Source organism: Enterobacter sp. ENT02, from assembly GCF_019219165.1.
GTDB lineage: Bacteria > Pseudomonadota > Gammaproteobacteria > Enterobacterales > Enterobacteriaceae > Enterobacter > Enterobacter mori.
Genome location: NZ_JAHUWD010000007.1, coordinates 51508 through 65234, shown reverse-complemented (window position 1 = coordinate 65234; position 13727 = coordinate 51508). Strand labels below are relative to the sequence as shown.

Genomic DNA, 13727 nt, shown 5'->3' with positions numbered 1-13727 from the left:
TAACCATGACCATCGAGAAAATTTTCACCCCGCAGGACGATGCGTTTTATGCCGTCATTACCCACGCAGCGGGGCCGCAGGGCGCGCTGCCGCTGACCCCGCAAATGCTGATGGAATCCCCCAGCGGCAACCTGTTCGGCATGACGCAGAACGCCGGGATGGGCTGGGACGCTAACAAGCTGACCGGCAAAGAGGTGCTGATTATTGGTACCCAGGGCGGCATCCGCGCCGGAGACGGACGCCCGGTTGCGCTGGGCTACCACACCGGGCACTGGGAAATCGGCATGCAGATGCAGGCGGCGGCGAAGGAGATCACGCGCAACGGCGGGATCCCGTTTGCGGCCTTCGTCAGCGATCCGTGCGACGGGCGCTCGCAGGGCACGCACGGCATGTTTGATTCCCTGCCGTACCGCAACGACGCGGCGATCGTCTTTCGCCGCCTGATCCGCTCCCTGCCGACGCGCCGGGCGGTGATCGGCGTGGCAACCTGCGATAAAGGGCTGCCCGCTACCATGATTGCGCTGGCCGCAATGCACGACCTGCCGACCATTCTGGTGCCGGGCGGGGCGACGCTGCCGCCGACCGTCGGCGAAGACGCGGGCAAGGTCCAGACCATCGGCGCGCGCTTCGCCAACCACGAACTCTCATTGCAGGAGGCCGCCGAGCTTGGCTGTCGCGCCTGCGCCTCGCCGGGCGGTGGGTGTCAGTTCCTCGGCACGGCGGGCACCTCGCAGGTGGTCGCGGAAGCGCTGGGTCTGGCGTTGCCGCACTCCGCGCTGGCGCCGTCCGGACAGGCGGTGTGGCTGGAGATCGCCCGCCAGTCGGCGCGGGCGGTGAGCGAGCTGGATAACCGCGGCATCACCACGCGCGATATCCTCACCGACAAAGCCATCGAAAACGCGATGGTGATCCACGCGGCGTTCGGTGGCTCCACCAATTTACTGCTGCACATTCCGGCCATCGCCCACGCGGCGGGCTGCACGATCCCGGACGTGGAACACTGGACGCGCGTTAACCGCAGGGTGCCGCGCCTGGTAAGCGTGCTGCCCAACGGCCCGGACTATCACCCGACCGTGCGCGCCTTCCTCGCGGGCGGTGTGCCGGAGGTGATGCTTCACCTGCGCGATCTCGGTCTGCTGCACCTGGATGCCATGACCGTGACCGGGCAGACGGTCGGCGAGAACCTCGACTGGTGGCAGGCGTCCGAGCGCCGGGTACGTTTCCGCCAGTGCCTGCGCGAGCAGGACGGCGTGGATCCGAATGACGTGATCCTGCCGCCGGAGAAGGCAAAAGCGAAAGGGCTGACCTCGACGGTCTGCTTCCCGACGGGCAACATCGCGCCGGAAGGGTCGGTGATCAAGGCCACGGCGATCGACCCGTCGGTGGTGGGCGAAGATGGCGTGTACCGCCACACCGGCCGGGTGCGGGTGTTTGTCTCGGAAGCGCAGGCGATCAAGGCCATCAAGCGGGAAGAGATTAAGCAGGGCGATATCATGGTGGTGATCGGCGGCGGGCCGTCCGGCACCGGCATGGAAGAGACCTACCAGCTCACCTCCGCGCTCAAGCATATCTCGTGGGGCAAGACGGTATCGTTAATCACCGATGCGCGCTTCTCAGGCGTGTCGACGGGCGCCTGCTTCGGCCACGTGTCGCCGGAGGCGCTGGCGGGCGGGCCGATTGGCAAGCTGCGCGATAACGACATCATCGAGATTGCCGTGGATCGTCTGTCGTTAACTGGCAGCGTCAACTTTATCGGTACCGAAGAAAACCCGCTGACGCCGGAAGAGGGGGCACGTGAGCTGGCAGTACGGCAGACGCACCCGGACCTGCACGCCCACGACTTTTTGCCGGACGATACCCGGCTGTGGGCGGCGCTGCAGTCGGTGAGCGGCGGCACCTGGAAAGGCTGTATTTATGACACCGATAAAATTATCGAGGTAATTAACGCCGGTAAAAAAGCGCTCGGCATTTAATTATTTTCTGAGATAAAACCGTCTGCGGGAAATATTCCGCGGACGGCTTTGTTGTTTTTGTTATTTAATAATATAAACAATGAGTTGCAATATATCGTTGGCGTCACAAAAGCAAAATAACGTAATTCAGAAATAAGATATGACCATTGCTGGTTAATTGAACAGCTCATTACACTCCATTAACACGATGTTGTAATTCAGCACACTACATAAGGGTGTAATTCTGATGACGCAATTAACCATGAAAGACAAAATTGGCTACGGGCTGGGTGACACCGCCTGCGGCTTCGTCTGGCAGGCCACGATGTTCCTGCTGGCCTATTTCTACACCGACGTATTCGGCCTGTCGGCGGGGATTATGGGCACGCTGTTTTTGGTCTCCCGCGTGCTCGACGCCGTCACCGACCCGCTGATGGGGCTGCTGGTAGACCGCACCCGCACGCGGCACGGCCAGTTCCGCCCGTTCCTGCTGTGGGGCGCCATCCCGTTCGGCATCGTCTGCGTGCTGACCTTCTACACGCCGGACTTCTCCGCGCAGGGCAAGATCATCTACGCCTGCGTGACCTACATTCTCCTGACCCTGGTCTACACCTTCGTTAACGTCCCGTACTGCGCCATGCCGGGCGTCATTACCGCCGACCCGAAAGAGCGTCACGCCCTGCAGTCCTGGCGCTTCTTCCTGGCCGCAGCGGGCTCGCTCGCCATCAGCGGCATCGCGCTGCCGCTGGTCAGCATCATCGGCAAAGGGAACGAGCAGGTGGGTTATTTCGGCGCCATGTGCGTGCTGGGGCTGAGCGGCGTGGTGCTGCTCTACGTCTGCTTCTTCACCACCAAAGAGCGCTACACCTTTGAGGTGCAGCCGGGCTCGTCGGTGGCGAAAGACCTTAAGCTTCTGCTGGGCAACAGCCAGTGGCGCATCATGTGCGCGTTCAAGATGATGGCGACCTGCTCCAACGTGGTGCGCGGCGGGGCGACGCTCTACTTCGTGAAATACGTGATGGATCACCCGGAGATGGCGACCCAGTTTTTACTCTACGGCAGCCTCGCCACCATGTTCGGCTCGCTCTGCTCCTCCCGACTGCTGGGGCGCTTCGACCGCGTCACCGCCTTCAAGTGGATCATCGTCGCCTATTCGCTGATCAGCCTGCTGATTTTCGTCACCCCGGCGGAGCACATCGCGCTGATTTTCGCCCTCAACATTCTGTTCCTGTTCGTCTTTAACACCACCACGCCGCTGCAGTGGCTGATGGCCTCTGACGTGGTGGACTACGAGGAGAGCCGCAGCGGGCGCCGCCTCGACGGGCTGGTGTTCTCCACCTACCTGTTCAGCCTGAAGATTGGCCTGGCGATTGGCGGGGCGGTGGTGGGCTGGATCCTGGCGTACGTGAACTACTCCGCCAGCAGCAGCGTGCAGCCGGTCGAGGTGCTTACCACCATCAAAATTCTGTTCTGCGTGGTGCCGGTGGTGCTCTACGCGGGCATGTTCATCATGCTGTCGTTTTATAAGCTCACCGACGCCCGCGTGGAGGCCATCAGTCAGCAGCTGATTAAGCACCGCGCGTCGCAGGGCGAGGCCGTTCCCGACGCTGCGACAGCCGCATCCCATTAACCGGAGGCAACATGGAAATCACTAACCCGATACTCACCGGCTTCAACCCGGACCCGTCCCTGTGCCGTCAGGGCGAGGACTACTACATCGCCACTTCGACCTTCGAGTGGTTCCCGGGCGTGCGCATCTACCACTCCCGTGACCTGAAAAACTGGTCGCTGGTCAGCACGCCGCTGGACCGCGTGTCGATGCTGGACATGAAGGGCAACCCGGACTCCGGCGGCATCTGGGCGCCGTGCCTGAGCTACGCCGACGGTAAATTCTGGCTGCTCTACACCGACGTTAAGATTGTCGACTCACCGTGGAAAAACGGCCGCAACTTCCTCGTCACCGCGCCCTCCATCGAGGGGCCGTGGAGCGAGACGATCCCGATGGGCAACGGCGGGTTTGACCCGTCCCTGTTCCACGACGACGACGGCCGCAAGTACTACCTCTACCGTCCGTGGGGGCCGCGCCACCACAGCAACCCGCACAACACCATCGTGATGCAGGAGTTTGACCCGCAGACCGGCACGCTCTCGCCCGAGCGTAAAACGCTGTTTACCGGCACGCCGCTCTGCTACACCGAGGGCGCTCACCTGTATCGCCACGCGGGATGGTACTACTTGATGGTCGCCGAAGGCGGCACCAGCTACGAGCACGCCGTCGTGGTGCTGCGTTCAAAAAATATCGACGGACCGTACGAGCTGCACCCGGACGTGACGATGATGACCAGCTGGCACCTGCCGGAGAACCCGCTGCAGAAGAGCGGGCACGGCTCGCTGCTGCAGACCCACACTGGAGAGTGGTACATGGCCTACCTCACCAGCCGCCCGCTGCGCCTGCCCGGCGTGCCGCTGCTGGCCTCCGGCGGACGCGGCTACTGCCCGCTGGGGCGCGAGACCGGCATCGCCCGCATTGAGTGGCGCGACGGCTGGCCGTACGTGGAAGGCGGCAAGCACGCGCAGCTGACCGTGAAAGGCCCGCAGGTGGCCGAGCAGCCTGCATCCGTTCCGGGCAACTGGCGGGACGATTTCGACGCCAGTTCGCTTGACCCGGAGCTGCAGACCCTGCGCATCCCGTTCGACGACACTCTCGGCTCGCTCACCGCGCGGCCCGGCTATTTACGGCTCTACGGCAACGACTCGCTCAACTCGACCTTTACCCAGTCGACCGTGGCGCGCCGCTGGCAGCACTTCGCTTTCCGCTCCGAAACGCGGATGCAGTTCTCGCCGGTCCACTTCCAGCAGAGCGCGGGGCTGACCTGCTACTACAACAGCAAAAACTGGAGCTACTGCTTTGTGGACTACGAGGAGGGGAAGGGGAGAACCATCAAAGTTATCCAGCTCGACCACAACGTGCCGTCGTGGCCGCTGCACGAGCAGCCGATTCTGGTGCCGGAGAGTGCGGAGAGCGTCTGGCTGCGGGTGGATGTGGATACGCTGGTCTACCGCTACAGCTACTCGTTTGACGGCGAGACGTGGCACGCCGTGCCGGTAACGTATGAGGCGTGGAAACTGTCGGACGACTACATCGGCGGGCGCGGCTTCTTCACCGGCGCGTTTGTGGGGCTGCACTGCGAGGACATCAGCGGCGATGGCTGCCACGCGGACTTCGATTACTTCACCTACGAGCCGGCCTGACGGCTCAGGCCGGGTAGCCCAGCGCGCGTGAAAGCTGGAGCCCGGCCTGCTGAAGCTGCTCGCGGAAATTAGCCAGCTCAGCGTCGTCCACGCGGGAGGTCAGCGTCGACAGGCTCAGGGCGGCAATGACGCGGGATTCATGGTTCCACACCGGCACCGCCACGCAGCGCACGCCCTGCTCGTTCTCTTCGCTATCCAGGGCGTAACCCTGCTCCCGGGTCTGCGCCAGGGCACTCATTAAGGCTTCGCGAGAGGCAAGGGTAGAAGGGGTATAGGTGGTGTACTGATAGCCCTCCAGCAGGGCGTTCAGCTCGGCCTCGCCCAGCCAGGCAATCAACACCTTGCCGATGGCGGTGGCGTGAACCGGCAGGCGGCGGCCGATGCGCGAATAGGCGATGGCGGCCAGCTTGCCTTCAATCTTCTCGATATAGACCCCTTCACGCCCGTCCAGGATCCCCAGATGGGTGGTCTGCCCGGTCCGCTGGGACAGCTCCGTCAGCCAGCCTTTCGCCTTCTGGCGAATATCGATGGAGCCCACGACAAAATGACCGCGCTCGACCAGCTTCATGCCGAGGCGATACTTACCGTTCTCCGGGTTCTGATCGATATAGCCGTGAAGCTGCAGGGTTTTCAGCAGCGAGTGGAGGGTACTCTTGCTCAGCCCCATCAGTTTGCTGATGTCGGTGATCTTAAGCTCGGTGGCCTGCTCGTTGAACAGGTCGAGGATCTGCAACGCACGTTCAACAGACTGAATAATCGGCATAATGCTGGCATGTCCACGCTGGAATTAAGGCGAAAACGTACCTTTTTCAGGGTGAAAAATCAATGAAATGGAGGTAAAAGCAAAAACGACAACAAGGTTGTCGTTTTTTAGTGTTTTCCCCCTCTCCCTGTGGGAGAGGGCCGGGGTGAGGGCACCAGACCGCAGAGGACCCAATCACTCCCCAAGCGTCGCCACCATCACCGCCTTAATCGTATGCATCCGGTTTTCCGCCTGGTCAAACACAATGCTCGCCGCCGACTCAAACACCTCGTCCGTCACTTCCATCCCGCCGTGCAGATCGAACTCTTTCGCCATCTGCTTGCCGAGCGTGGTCTGGTCGTCATGGAACGCCGGCAGACAGTGCAGGAACTTCACGTCCGGGTTGCCGGTGAGCGCCATCATCTGCGCGTTCACCTGATACCCGCGCAGCAGCGCAATCCGCTCCGCCCACTTCTCTTTGGCTTCGCCCATCGACACCCACACGTCGGTATAGATAAAGTCCGCGCCCTTCACGCCCGCCGCCACGTCTTCCGTCAGCGTGATTTTCCCGCCGTGCTTCTCCGCCAGCGCGCTGCACTCCGCCACCAGGCTCTCTTCCGGCCAGCAGGCCTTCGGGGCCACCAGACGCAGATCCAGCCCGGTCAGCGCCGCAGCTTCCAGCATTGAGTTGCCCATGTTGTTGCGCGCGTCGCCCGCGTAGACCAGCGTCATCTCGTTAAACGCCTTGCCCGGCAGGTGCTCCTGCATGGTCAGCAGGTCCGCCAGCAGCTGCGTCGGGTGGAACTCGTTGGTCAGCCCGTTCCACACCGGCACGCCCGCATACTGCGCCAGCGTTTCGACCACTTCCTGGCCGTGGCCGCGATACTGAATGCCGTCGTACATCCGCCCCAGCACGCGCGCGGTGTCCTTAATTGACTCTTTATGCCCAATCTGGCTGCCGCTCGGCCCTAAATAGGTAACGCGCGCGCCCTGGTCAAATGCGGCAACTTCGAAAGAGCATCGTGTACGGGTTGAGTCTTTTTCGAAGATGAGCGCGATGTTTTTACCAGTAAGCTTTTGTACTTCCTTGCCATTTTTTTTATCGGCTTTGAGCTGTGCGGCAAGGGTCAGCAGAGAGGTGAACTGTGCAGGGGTAAAGTCGAGCAATTTCAGAAAGTGTTTCTTGTACAAATCGGACATTTTATCCTCACATGGCGAATGCCACTTGTTGAATTAAAATTCACTTTATATGTGTAATTATTCATTTGCAACCCCGTTTCACAAATCTTTCCAACAAAGGTGGAGGCAAACCCGTCCGTGTGTGAAAATAGAAGTATCTGCCGCACTTTAAAGAGGATTGAGCCATGGCAAACCCGGAACACCTGGAAGAGCAACGCGAAGAGACGCGTCTGATTATTGAAGAACTGCTGGAAGACGGTAGCGATCCGGACGCGCTGTACACCATCGAGCACCATTTCTCTGCGGATGATTTCGACGCGCTGGAAAAACTGGCGGTAGAAGCCTTCAAGCTGGGTTACGAAGTGACCGAGCCGGAAGAGCTGGAAGTGGAAGAGGGCGACACCGTCATCTGCTGCGACATCCTGAGTGAAGGCGCGCTGAAGGCGGAGCTGATCGACGCGCAGGTCGAACAGCTGATGAACCTGGCCGAGAAGTTTGAAGTGGAATATGACGGCTGGGGAACCTACTTCGAAGATCCGAACGGTGAAGACGGCGAAGAAGGCGACGACGAAGATTACGTCGACGAAGACGACGACGGCGTGCGTCACTAAGCGTTTCAGGCGGTGGCGCGCGCCACCGCTTTTTCAAGGCAGAACCATGGATTACCCGCAGATACTCGCCCCCGTACTCAACTTCCTCCAGTGCCCGACCCCGCAAGCATGGATTGATAAAGCCCGCGACCCGGCGAACCTGCCGCTGCTGCTCACCGACCACATGGTGTGCGAGCTCAAGGCCGCCCAGACCGCGCTGCTGCTGGTGCGTAAATACGTCGCCGACGAAAGCGGTGCCGACGCGCTGCTCGACTGGCTCAAACCCTACGAACAGTTCACCTTTCGCGACGGCCCGGAGCCGGACTTCATCGCCCTGCACAGGCAGATTGGCAAAAGCGTGATGCCCAAAACCGACGACCCGTGGGGCCAGGCGCTCATCGACAGCATGGTGCTGCTGATTAAAGAGGAGCTGCACCACTTCTGGCAGGTGCGCGAGGCGATGCAGGCCCGCGACATTCCCTACGTCAAAATCACCGCCAGCCGCTACGCCAAAGGGATGCTGAAGGAAGTGCGCACCCACGAACCGCTGACGCTGATCGACAAGCTCATCTGTGGTGCCTACATCGAAGCCCGCTCCTGCGAACGCTTCGCCGCGCTGGCCCCGTTCCTCGACGACGACCTGCAGAAGTTCTATCTCTCGCTGCTGCGCTCGGAAGCGCGCCACTATCAGGACTACCTGACGCTTGCCCGGCAGGTGAGCGACGACGATATCTCACCGCGCATACAGCATTTTGGCGAAATTGAAGCCACACTTATCTCGACACCGGACAACGAGTTTCGCTTCCACAGCGGCGTGCCGGTGTAAACCGGCATAACTCAAGGATAAGGATGCGAGATGAATAAAACGTGGACCCGTATTGTGATTGTCGTCATTGCGGCTGCTGCCGTGGCGTTCTGGGTGTTTTTCGACAGGCAGCGCGCCCCGGAACGGCAGATGGATAACGCCCTCAACGCGATGCCCGCCTGGCAGGTGATTAAGGAGCAGGAGCCCGCGCTGCATCAGCGCATCCTCGACCAGATGGCCGCCCTGCAAAAAGCGGGCGAGCCGGAGCAGCAGATTATCGACACCATCCAGCCGCAGATCCTGCATCTGCAGATGTCTCGCCTGCAAAACGCCCCGGACGCCAACGTAGTGAACTACATGACCATCAACATGGAGCAGACCGCCGCCATCCAGAAGGTGAGCGACGACGCCTGCTTCCGCTTCCTCTACCCGATGGTGAAGGGCGGTGTTAACCCGATGCGCATGCTGGATAAAGACCTGATGGCGCGGCGCATGCAGGCCGACGCCGACATGATGCGCGCGGCCTACGGCAAAAACCGCCACACCGTAACCCAAGCCGAACGTGAGGCCGCTGTCGAAGATGTGCGACCGGTGATGAAGGCGCTTGCCGATAAGTACGGCGAGGACATCCAGCTGCTGCAGATGCCGGAGAAGGCGGCGGGCAAAGAGAAGCTCTCCTGCGATATGGTGCAGGAGATGTGGGCGAAGGTGCTGGCGCTGCCGGAGCAGAAGGCGGCGGGGGTGATTCGTCTGGCGGTGTCTGAGCTGGAGTGACGAAGGGCGCTGGTTTTTTGGGCACTTAGCGCGGGTTTCGCGCGTCGTCGCTTGCATGGCGGCGCGCGACAGGTATAATCCACAACGTTTCCGCATCCCCTTCAGTGCCGAAGTGGCGAAATCGGTAGACGCAGTTGATTCAAAATCAACCGTAGAAATACGTGCCGGTTCGAGTCCGGCCTTCGGCACCATCGGAACATCAATAGGCGTCAACGGACGTCTTTTTTTGTGCCTAAAATCCAGTATCCGCAAGGCTTTCCTCGCTTTTTCACTCAACCTAAGTCAACCTGATTCAATCTACATCAACTTACTGATGCGGGTACATCTGCGGGTATATCCCGGTTCGATAATGTTTGTACCCACACAGAACCCTTGAAAGGATACTCATCATGGCTCTGAGTGATGTGAAGGTTCGTTCGGCTAAGCCGGAAGCAAAAGCCTATAAACTTACTGACGGTGAAGGCATGGTTTTGTTGGTTCACCCTAATGGCTCCAAATACTGGCGGCTTCGTTATCGCTTCGGCGGCAAAGAGAAAATGCTGGCATTGGGAAAATATCCTGAAGTTTCGCTGGCGGATGCCAGGGCACGCCGGGATGAAGCCCGTAAGCTGTTAGCAAACAGCATCGATCCCAGTAAGAACAAGAAAGCCGTTAAGGTAGAGCTGGAGCAAGAGGCGATAACGTTTGAAGTGGTAGCCAGAGACTGGCATGCCAGTAATCAGAAGTGGTCGGCATCGCATAGTGCTCGTGTATTGAAAAGCCTGGAAGATAATCTCTTTGCTGCTATTGGTAAGCGGAACATTGCTGAATTGAAGACGCGAGATCTGCTCGTACCTATCAAAGCAGTTGAGTCATCCGGGCGGCTTGAAGTCGCAGCCCGTTTACAACAGCGAACGACCGCGATTATGCGGTTTGCCGTTCAGAGCGGCTTAATCGATTACAACCCAGCACAAGAGATTGCTGGTGCGGTTGCTACGGCAAAAAGACAGCACCGTGCTGCTCTGGAACTTAACCGTATTCCTGAATTACTCCACCGCATTGATCACTATTCTGGCAGGCCGTTAACTCGACTGGCTGTCGAACTCACGTTGTTGGTTTTCATCCGTTCAAGCGAGCTGCGTTTTGCCCGCTGGTCAGAAGTGGATTTTGAAACGGCCATGTGGACGATCCCTGGTGAGCGTGAAGCGCTGGACGGTGTTAAACATTCTCAGCGTGGTTCAAAGATGCGGACGCCCCATCTTGTTCCCTTATCGCGTCAGGCCTTAGCTATTCTGGAAAAGATCAAAAGCATGAATGGGAATCGAGAGCTGATTTTCGTAGGCGATCACGATCCCCGTAAGCCGATGAGTGAGAATACGGTTAACAAGGCTTTGCGAGTGATGGGCTATGACACGAAAACGGAAGTCTGTGGGCATGGTTTCAGGACGATGGCCTGTAGCTCTCTGATTGAGTCAGGATTGTGGTCGAGGGATGCGGTAGAGCGCCAGATGAGTCACCAAGAACGTAACTCTGTGCGGGCGGCATATATTCATAAGGCCGAGCACTTGGGGGAGCGCAGGCTGATGCTGCAGTGGTGGGCTGATTTTCTGGATGCGAATCGGGGGAAGGTGATTACGCCATTTGACTATGCGAAGATCGATCGGGGGAACGGCGAGTGAGCCGTTGATAAATGCTCTTTCGTTTCTAAATTAAAATCTGACGGCTAGTTTACGTCAGGTGTTGGTCGGCGTAGAAAATCGATATGTTATAACTGAGCCCCTCATAGGGGCTCATTGGCAAACGAGCCACACAAAACTGTCAATAAGAAAAGGGTTAATCAGATAATTGAGTTGGCTAGGGATCGTGGTATGGTTTCTGGTACACCAATGAGTACTATTCTGCACGAAAAGGACAATAATTCTGCGTGGATTGAGACGTAGCTCGCCCGCGTGGATATTTATTAAACTTGGTCATTTGATACTTTTTCATGGTACCTAAAGCACATATACCGGAACGTTGAAGGAGCTACTGTCATGGATAAACATCAGCTCAGCGAGCGAGATATCTGCACAAAATTCATTACTCCAGCTATTCAACAAGCTGGCTGGCAGCAGCATCAGTTCCGAGAGGAAGTCAACCTCACCGATGGTCGTGTCATGGTACGCGGTAAGATGGCCTCTCGAGTAAAAAACCCTGAAGCTAAAGGAGGTCCTAAACGTGCTGATTATGTGCTTTATGCAAGACCAAACGTGCCGATCGCAGTTTTAGAGGCCAAACAGGCGAAGTTCTCCATTGGGCATGGTATGCAACAAGCTCTAGCCTATGCCGAAATGCTAGACGCGCCGTTTGCCATCAGTAGTAATGGTGATGGTTTTCTCCTGCATGACCGAACCGGCCTCTCCCTACCTGTCGAACGAGAACTTCAGCTTACCCAATTCCCGACCTTGTCCGATTTGTGGATGGTATATCAACAATGGAAAGGGTTAGTTGCACCTGAAGCTGTAACGCTGATTGAACAGCCGTTTTATACCGATGGCAGCGGCCGTGAACCACGTTACTATCAGCGTGTGGCAATCAACCGTGCCATTGAAGCTGTAGCCAGAAGGCAAACACGAATATTGCTAGTCATGGCCACTGGTACAGGGAAAACGTATACAGCTTTTCAGATTATTTGGCGCTTATGGAAAGCAAAATCCAAGAAACGCATTCTGTTTTTGGCCGACCGCAATATTCTCGTCGACCAGACCATGCAGCAGGATTTCGCCCCTTTCGGTGAGGTTATGCATAAGGTCACTAACCGTGAAGTCAAAAAGAACTATGAGATCTACCTTGCTCTCTACCAAGCGGTAACGGGAAAGGAAGAATGGAAGCAAATCTATCGCCAGTTTCCACGGGATTTCTTCGACTTAGTCGTGATTGATGAATGTCATCGTGGCAGCGCCGCGGAAGACTCAGCGTGGCGCGACATCCTGGATTATTTCACTACAGCCACACATATTGGCCTAACTGCCACACCGAAAGAAACCAAGGAAACAAGCAATACCAGCTATTTCGGATACCCCATTTATACCTATTCGCTTAAGCAGGGCATTGAGGACGGTTTTCTTGCTCCCTACAAGGTGATCCGCATTGCATCCGATGTTGATGCAGTCGGCTACATACCAGAGAAGGGTAAATTAGATAAACTAGGCCAAGTCATGGAGCAACGGCAGTATAATACAAAAGACTTTGATCGCACTCTAGTTCTGGAGAGACGCACAGCTCTTGTCGCCAACAAGGTATGGGAATATCTCCAGGCAACCGATCCGATGGCCAAGACGATTGTTTTTTGTGACGACCAGGATCATGCTGAGAGGATGCGCCAAGAGCTGGTAAAGCTCATTCCTGCCGCTGCAAACAATCGCCGCTACGTCATGCGAATTACCGGAGACGATAACGAAGGGAAAGCACAGCTCTCCTACTTTATCGACAACGATGAGCCTTACCCGGTTATTGCAACTACCTCTAAGTTACTTACCACGGGCGTTGATGCTAAAACCTGCAAGCTGATTGTCTTGGACCAGAGCATCAACTCGATGACGGAGTTCAAACAGATCATTGGCCGCGGCACCCGCCTGCGCGAGGACTACCAAAAACTCTACTTCACCATCATGGACTTTAAAGGTGCTACGCGACTGTTTGCTGATCCCGATTTTGACGGCGAACCCGTGGTGATATACGAACCTGGCCCTGAAGATACTGTGGTACCGCCAGATGTCGTCACGCCCCCCAGCATAGATGAACTAGAACCTCTACCCTATGACTCTAGTGTCACAGATAAGGCTGGAAGCAATTTAGGCCGAGTAAAGTATGTGATTGATGACGTCAATGTATGTTTAGCGGTTGAACGCTCGCAATACCTTGATGCCGATGGCAAGCTCATCACTGAGGACTACCGAGTCCTGCTCAAAAGTGAGATTAAAAGCACCTTGCAGGCTAAATTTGGTAACCTAACCAACTTTCTACGGCGCTGGAGTAGCGCCGAACGTAAACAAGCTGTGATAGAGGAATTAACCGAACATGGCGTACCATTCGCGATCCTGCAACAGGCAGTCGCTAACGGCAGCGAACTGGATGCTTTTGATCTGGTAACCCACGTCGCCTTTGATCAGAAGCCACTCACTCGGCGTGAACGGGCTAACAACGTGAAAAAGCGTGATGTGTTCGGCAAATATAGTGGGCAAGCCAAGGCCGTATTGGAAGCTTTGCTCGAAAAATTTGCCGATCATGGTGTACAAGACATAGAGGATGCCAATGTGCTGGAATTACCTCCATTTGACCTATTTGGTAGCAAGACACAAATCCGTCGGGGTATTTTTGGTGGCGTAGAGCAGTACACCCAAGCCGTGAAGGAGCTTGAGTTGGCTCTCTACGACATATCCGAACAAAAACAGGCTTGATTAAACAGCAGCCTT

Annotated in this window: 11 protein-coding genes and 1 tRNA gene; 9 read left to right on the top strand and 3 right to left on the bottom strand. The window is 57.3% G+C overall.

Annotation, left to right across the window (positions count from 1 at the left end):
- Nucleotides 1-5: 5 nt before the first annotated feature.
- The 3 genes from yagF (at nucleotide 6) to KW829_RS18565 (ending at nucleotide 5204) form a co-directional block, all read left to right on the top strand.
- Nucleotides 6-1973, top strand: a complete 1968-nt coding sequence (gene yagF / locus KW829_RS18575) for a xylonate dehydratase YagF (protein WP_218308800.1) — start codon at nucleotides 6-8, stop codon at nucleotides 1971-1973.
- Nucleotides 1974-2199: 226 nt separating this feature from the next.
- Nucleotides 2200-3582, top strand: coding sequence for an MFS transporter (locus KW829_RS18570; protein WP_218308799.1), 1383 nt, complete (start codon nucleotides 2200-2202; stop codon nucleotides 3580-3582).
- A gap of 11 nt (nucleotides 3583-3593) precedes the next feature.
- Nucleotides 3594-5204: a glycoside hydrolase family 43 protein gene (locus tag KW829_RS18565; protein WP_218308798.1), complete on the top strand. Its 1611-nt coding sequence runs from the start codon at nucleotides 3594-3596 to the stop codon at nucleotides 5202-5204.
- A gap of 4 nt (nucleotides 5205-5208) precedes the next feature.
- Here the strand turns inward: KW829_RS18565 and xynR are convergent, their stop codons facing one another.
- The 3 genes from xynR to KW829_RS18550 form a co-directional block, all read right to left on the bottom strand.
- Entirely contained in the window at nucleotides 5209-5967 is a 759-nt protein-coding gene (gene xynR / locus KW829_RS18560; RefSeq protein ID WP_010427329.1) for a DNA-binding transcriptional repressor XynR, read from the bottom strand.
- Between the two features lie 174 nt (nucleotides 5968-6141).
- Complete coding sequence (gene argF / locus KW829_RS18555; protein ID WP_010427327.1) at nucleotides 6142-7146, bottom strand: ornithine carbamoyltransferase; 1005 nt, start codon at nucleotides 7144-7146, stop codon at nucleotides 6142-6144.
- Nucleotides 7116-7211, bottom strand: a complete 96-nt coding sequence (locus KW829_RS18550) for a hypothetical protein (protein WP_218308797.1) — start codon at nucleotides 7209-7211, stop codon at nucleotides 7116-7118. Before KW829_RS18550 ends, argF begins: the two co-directional genes overlap by 31 nt.
- Nucleotides 7212-7310: 99 nt before the next feature.
- Here KW829_RS18550 and rraB point away from each other — a divergent pair, with 99 nt between their 5' ends.
- The 6 genes from rraB to hsdR all read left to right on the top strand — a co-directional run bounded on the left by rraB (nucleotide 7311) and on the right by hsdR (nucleotide 13712).
- On the top strand, nucleotides 7311-7736 hold the full coding sequence (gene rraB, locus KW829_RS18545) for a ribonuclease E inhibitor RraB (protein ID WP_029739283.1): 426 nt from the start codon (nucleotides 7311-7313) through the stop codon (nucleotides 7734-7736).
- A 46-nt stretch (nucleotides 7737-7782) separates the two neighbouring features.
- Entirely contained in the window at nucleotides 7783-8541 is a 759-nt protein-coding gene (gene miaE, locus KW829_RS18540; RefSeq protein ID WP_218308796.1) for a tRNA isopentenyl-2-thiomethyl-A-37 hydroxylase MiaE, read from the top strand.
- A 30-nt stretch (nucleotides 8542-8571) separates the two neighbouring features.
- A complete protein-coding gene (locus tag KW829_RS18535; protein ID WP_218308795.1) occupies nucleotides 8572-9294 on the top strand; it encodes a topoisomerase II in 723 nt (240 codons plus the stop codon).
- 106 nt (nucleotides 9295-9400) lie between these two features.
- Nucleotides 9401-9485: transfer RNA gene (locus KW829_RS18530), tRNA-Leu, on the top strand.
- A 198-nt stretch (nucleotides 9486-9683) separates the two neighbouring features.
- Complete coding sequence (locus KW829_RS18525) at nucleotides 9684-10952, top strand: integrase arm-type DNA-binding domain-containing protein (protein WP_218308794.1); 1269 nt, start codon at nucleotides 9684-9686, stop codon at nucleotides 10950-10952.
- A gap of 354 nt (nucleotides 10953-11306) precedes the next feature.
- Nucleotides 11307-13712 carry an EcoAI/FtnUII family type I restriction enzme subunit R gene (gene hsdR, locus KW829_RS18520; RefSeq protein ID WP_218308792.1) on the top strand — a complete coding sequence of 802 codons (2406 nt, stop codon included), beginning with the start codon at nucleotides 11307-11309 and terminating at the stop codon, nucleotides 13710-13712.
- Nucleotides 13713-13727 lie beyond the last annotated feature (15 nt).